This window comes from uncultured Dialister sp. (genome assembly GCF_900541605.1).
In the GTDB taxonomy this organism is placed as follows: Bacteria; Bacillota; Negativicutes; order Veillonellales; family Dialisteraceae; genus Dialister.
In genome coordinates this window covers 1-4,105 of sequence record NZ_UQKJ01000150.1, presented here as the reverse complement: position 1 = coordinate 4,105, position 4,105 = coordinate 1, and the positions used below count along the sequence as shown (strand labels likewise).

4 protein-coding genes are annotated in these 4,105 nt (G+C 46.1%); 2 read left to right on the top strand and 2 right to left on the bottom strand.

Translation table 11 applies throughout. The features are described 5' to 3' along the window. Positions 1-84 precede the first annotated feature (84 nt). Both rfbC and rfbD read right to left on the bottom strand, forming a co-directional pair. Positions 85-693, bottom strand: a complete 609-nt coding sequence (gene rfbC, locus QZR21_RS08345; protein WP_296974890.1) for a dTDP-4-dehydrorhamnose 3,5-epimerase — start codon at positions 691-693, stop codon at positions 85-87. Between the two features lie 192 nt (positions 694-885). After that, complete coding sequence (gene rfbD / locus QZR21_RS08340) at positions 886-1,734, bottom strand: dTDP-4-dehydrorhamnose reductase (protein WP_296974887.1); 849 nt, start codon at positions 1,732-1,734, stop codon at positions 886-888. A gap of 157 nt (positions 1,735-1,891) precedes the next feature. Here rfbD and rfbA point away from each other — a divergent pair, with 157 nt between their 5' ends. Both rfbA and galU read left to right on the top strand, forming a co-directional pair. Next, positions 1,892-2,776 (top strand): glucose-1-phosphate thymidylyltransferase RfbA, encoded by an 885-nt coding sequence (gene rfbA, locus QZR21_RS08335; RefSeq protein WP_296101891.1) that lies wholly within the window; start codon positions 1,892-1,894, stop codon positions 2,774-2,776. A gap of 39 nt (positions 2,777-2,815) precedes the next feature. Further along, positions 2,816-3,688, top strand: a complete 873-nt coding sequence (gene galU / locus QZR21_RS08330; RefSeq protein ID WP_296974884.1) for a UTP--glucose-1-phosphate uridylyltransferase GalU — start codon at positions 2,816-2,818, stop codon at positions 3,686-3,688. Positions 3,689-4,105 lie beyond the last annotated feature (417 nt).

The window sequence follows — 4,105 nt, the reverse complement described above, 5'->3', positions numbered from 1 at the left end:
TCAGCTTCGAACCCTGTGCAGCTTTAAATAAAATTATTTTTGTCGTTTACTATAATTGCATCTAAGCCTTACTGTCTCGTGAAATCAAAACTTAAATGTGTCTTTCAGCCCTAACCATTTCTGATCCTTGTCGGAAAGATTCAGTGGAGTGCCGTCTTCGAGGGTGTATCCTTCAGCAGAGGGCGTGCCTTTGTATTTGCCTTTTACCTGTGGCCATACAATGCCGATTTCCGGATCGTTCCAGGCCATGCCGCCTTCGTCATTGGGGTGCCAGAAGTCGTTTACTTTGTAGCAGAATTCCGCCACATCGGAAAGGACGAGAAAGCCATGGACAAAGCCTTCAGGAATGAGGAACTGTTTTTTATTTTCTTCTGTCAGTTCCACGCCGTACCATTTGCCATAGGTGGGGGAATCAGCCCTAAGGTCCACCGCCACATCAAAGACGCTGCCCCGTACGGCCCGTACCAGCTTGCACTGGGGATAGTGTTTCTGGAAATGAAGGCCTCGAAGTACACCTTTCGTGCTCATGCTCTGGTTGTCCTGGACAAAGTTGATATGAAATCCCGCTTCTTCCATGTCTTTCTGGTTGTAGGTTTCCATGAAATAGCCCCGTTCATCTCCATGAACGGCTGGTTCAATAATGCAGAGGCCTTGAATGCCACCAACGTTTTTTGTAACTTTAATTTGACCCATGATTGTGCTCCTTTTGGCATTTAATACGATTTGTGCTTGAATAGTGGGGAAGGGAGCTTACAGGAAGATAAGCTTACTCGCTCACAGATATCAGTTTACAGATATTTATGGGCTGCAAGCTGATACTCCAATGGTGCTTGAAAGAATCTGTAAGCTGTCAGCAGATAGCTGTAAACGCACTAACCCACTGTCTCACTTACCCACTATTTCGTCAATATATCTTCTCAAAGCATCATGCCAATCCGGCAACCGCTTAAATCCTGACTTATCCAGACTCTTTTTACTCAACCGACTGTTATGGGGTCTCATTGCTTTTGTCGGATACTGGTCTGAAGATATGGGGATGATCTTACAGGGGAGGCTGGTATCTTTCATGATTTCCATAGCGAAGGCAGCCCAGTTGGTAACGCCTTCATTGGTGGCGTGATAGACTCCATACTTTTCTGTCTCAATCAGATCGCAGAGGAGGGGGGCCAGGTCTGCGGTATAGGTGGGGGAGCCCCACTGGTCGGATACCACGGTAAGCTGCTCTCTTTCTTTTCCCAGACGAAGCATGGTCTTTACGAAGTTATTGCCATTCACGCCGAATACCCATGAAATGCGGACGATGAAATACTGACTGGAAATCATCTGAACTGCCTGCTCTCCAAAGAGCTTTGATAAGCCATATATATTGAGCGGAACTTTTTCAGCATTTGTTTCGAAAGGTAGATTTCCCTGTCCGTCAAATACATAGTCTGTAGAAATATATACCAGTTTTGCACCAATTTCTTCAGCTGCTTTTGCAATAGCAATAGTGCCATTGGAATTAACGGCCATGCATTTTTCATATTCATCTTCTGCCCTGTCTACGGCAGTATAAGCGCCGCAGTGGATAATAACATCCGGATGATAGGTATGGATAACGCTTCTTACGGCATCAGCATCGGCCAGGTTCATATTTTTGGAGCTGAAGCCTTTGTATTCGATATGACGTTTTTCCAGTTCCTTTGCCACGTCATAGCCCAATTGCCCGGTCACACCGGTTACAAGAACTTTCATAGAATTACACACTTTCTGGAAACATCAGAAAATTGGTGGGAAAGTGTATTTGTGATAAAATCACTATCGCACTGCTCCACTCTATTACTTTCCGTATGATATAATAATAAGACATAAAAATATTATACAATACATTCAATCTGAAAGGCAAAGCACCATGAAAGGCATTATTTTAGCCGGTGGCAGCGGCACACGACTGTATCCACTGACCCGAGTCACTTCGAAGCAGCTACTTCCTATATATGATAAACCTATGATTTTTTATCCACTATCCACTCTCATGCTGGCAGGGATCCGGGATATTCTGATCATTTCCACGCCCCATGATCTGCCGAACTTTGAGCGGCTTCTGGGTGACGGATCCCGTTTCGGTATCCACCTGTCCTACAAGGTGCAGCCATCGCCCGACGGCCTTGCCCAGGCCTTTATTCTGGGGGAAGAGTTCATCGGCGGCGAATCCTGTGCCATGATTCTGGGGGACAACATCTTCTACGGCGCCGGCCTTACAAAGTACCTGAAGGAAGCGGCAGCCAGAAAAGAAGGGGCCACGGTCTTTGGCTACTACGTGGATGATCCGGAGCGATTCGGCGTCATCGACTTTGATGAAAACGGGAAAGCCCGGTCCATCGAAGAGAAGCCGACGCACCCGAAGTCGAACTATGCTGTCACCGGTCTCTACTTCTACGATAAAAATGTCTGCGACTACGCCAGACAGGTAAAACCCTCTGCCCGGGGCGAATTGGAAATCACGGATCTCAATAAAATGTATTTGGAAAGTGGAAAACTCAATGTAGTTACACTAGGCCGCGGCTACGCCTGGCTTGATACGGGAACCATGGATTCTCTGTATGATGCGTCCGTATTTGTTCGGTCCATCGAGACCCGTGCAGGGATCCATATTTCTATGCCGGAGGAAATTGCCTTTGTGAATGGCTGGATTGATAAAGAGGCTCTTCGGGAAAGCGCCCAGGAATATGGTAAAAGTCCGTACGGCCAGTACTTGATGAAAGTTGTGGAAGGTAAAGTTAGACGGGAAGATTAACCAGTTTTTATTGTATTATAATTTGATAGAGAGTGTATTATGCAGAAAATTCGTAAAGCAGTCATTCCAGCAGCCGGGTTTGGTACCCGTTTCCTTCCGGAGACGAAGGCTATGCCCAAAGAGATGCTGCCTATTGTAGATAAACCAACTATCCAGTATATTGTAGAAGAAATCCTTGCCAGTGGCATCCAGGAAATTCTCATCATTTCTGGTCATGCCAAGAGAGCCATCGAGGACCACTTTGATTCCTCTCCGGAACTGGAACAGCACCTGAAGGAAAGTGGGAAAGAAGATCTGTTGGCTCAGATTCGGAAGATTTCGGACATCAAGGTCCATTACGTTCGCCAGCCTTATATGCGTGGACTGGGAGATGCCATTCTCTGTGCTAAGGAATTCATTGATGATGAACCCTTTGGCGTTATCCTTGGCGATGATATTGTCTATACGGGAGATGGGGAGCCGGCTCTGAAGCAGCTCATGGACCGGTACTATGAGACCGGCAGCACCGTCATCGGCTGTCAGGTGGTGCCGGAGGATAAGGTATCTTCTTACGGCATCATCCAGGGTGAAAAGACGGAGAATCCCGATATGCTGCGGGTGGTGGATATGATAGAGAAACCTTCCATTAAGGAAGCTCCCAGCCGGTTTGCAGCTCTTGGACGGTACGTGATTACTCCGGATGTCTTTGATATTCTGGAAATGACTCGGCCTGGCAAAGGTGGAGAGATCCAGCTTACCGATGCCCTCCGTGTCATGGCTCATGCGGAGAAAGTGTATGCCTATAATTTCAAAGGAAAGCGGTATGATACGGGAAATAAACTGGGGTATCTCAAGGCGGTAGTTGAATTCGCTTTGCGCAGAGAAGATCTGGGTGAACAGTTCAGGGATTACTTGAAAGGGTTAGAATTGTAAGTTAAAAAAGCAAAGACCAATAATGGGTAATGCCAACTATTGGTCTTTTTTCTGCAATTGAGTCGTTGGGGATTAATTTCTACATTGCTATTTTCCCGTGACATATTATAAATAAGTATCTTATCTTTATAAGATACACTTTTTAACCTGTAACATGTAAATAGAATTAATTTTTGATATTCAGAGGTATTGACTGGGGAGATACGATGGAGCATGCTTTTGACAGACAGACAGACAGACAGACAGACAGACAGACAGACAGACAGGGCTGAAATAGGGAAGGGTGAAGAGGGGAGAGAGACGAGTGGGATAGCTGCTGCGCAGCAGCTGAGTCCGACAAGTGAAAGTAAGCCTACAGCTATGGAAACGCTGATTAAATGGGCTTTTTACAAGCGCTAATTATTCACAGCCTTTTTC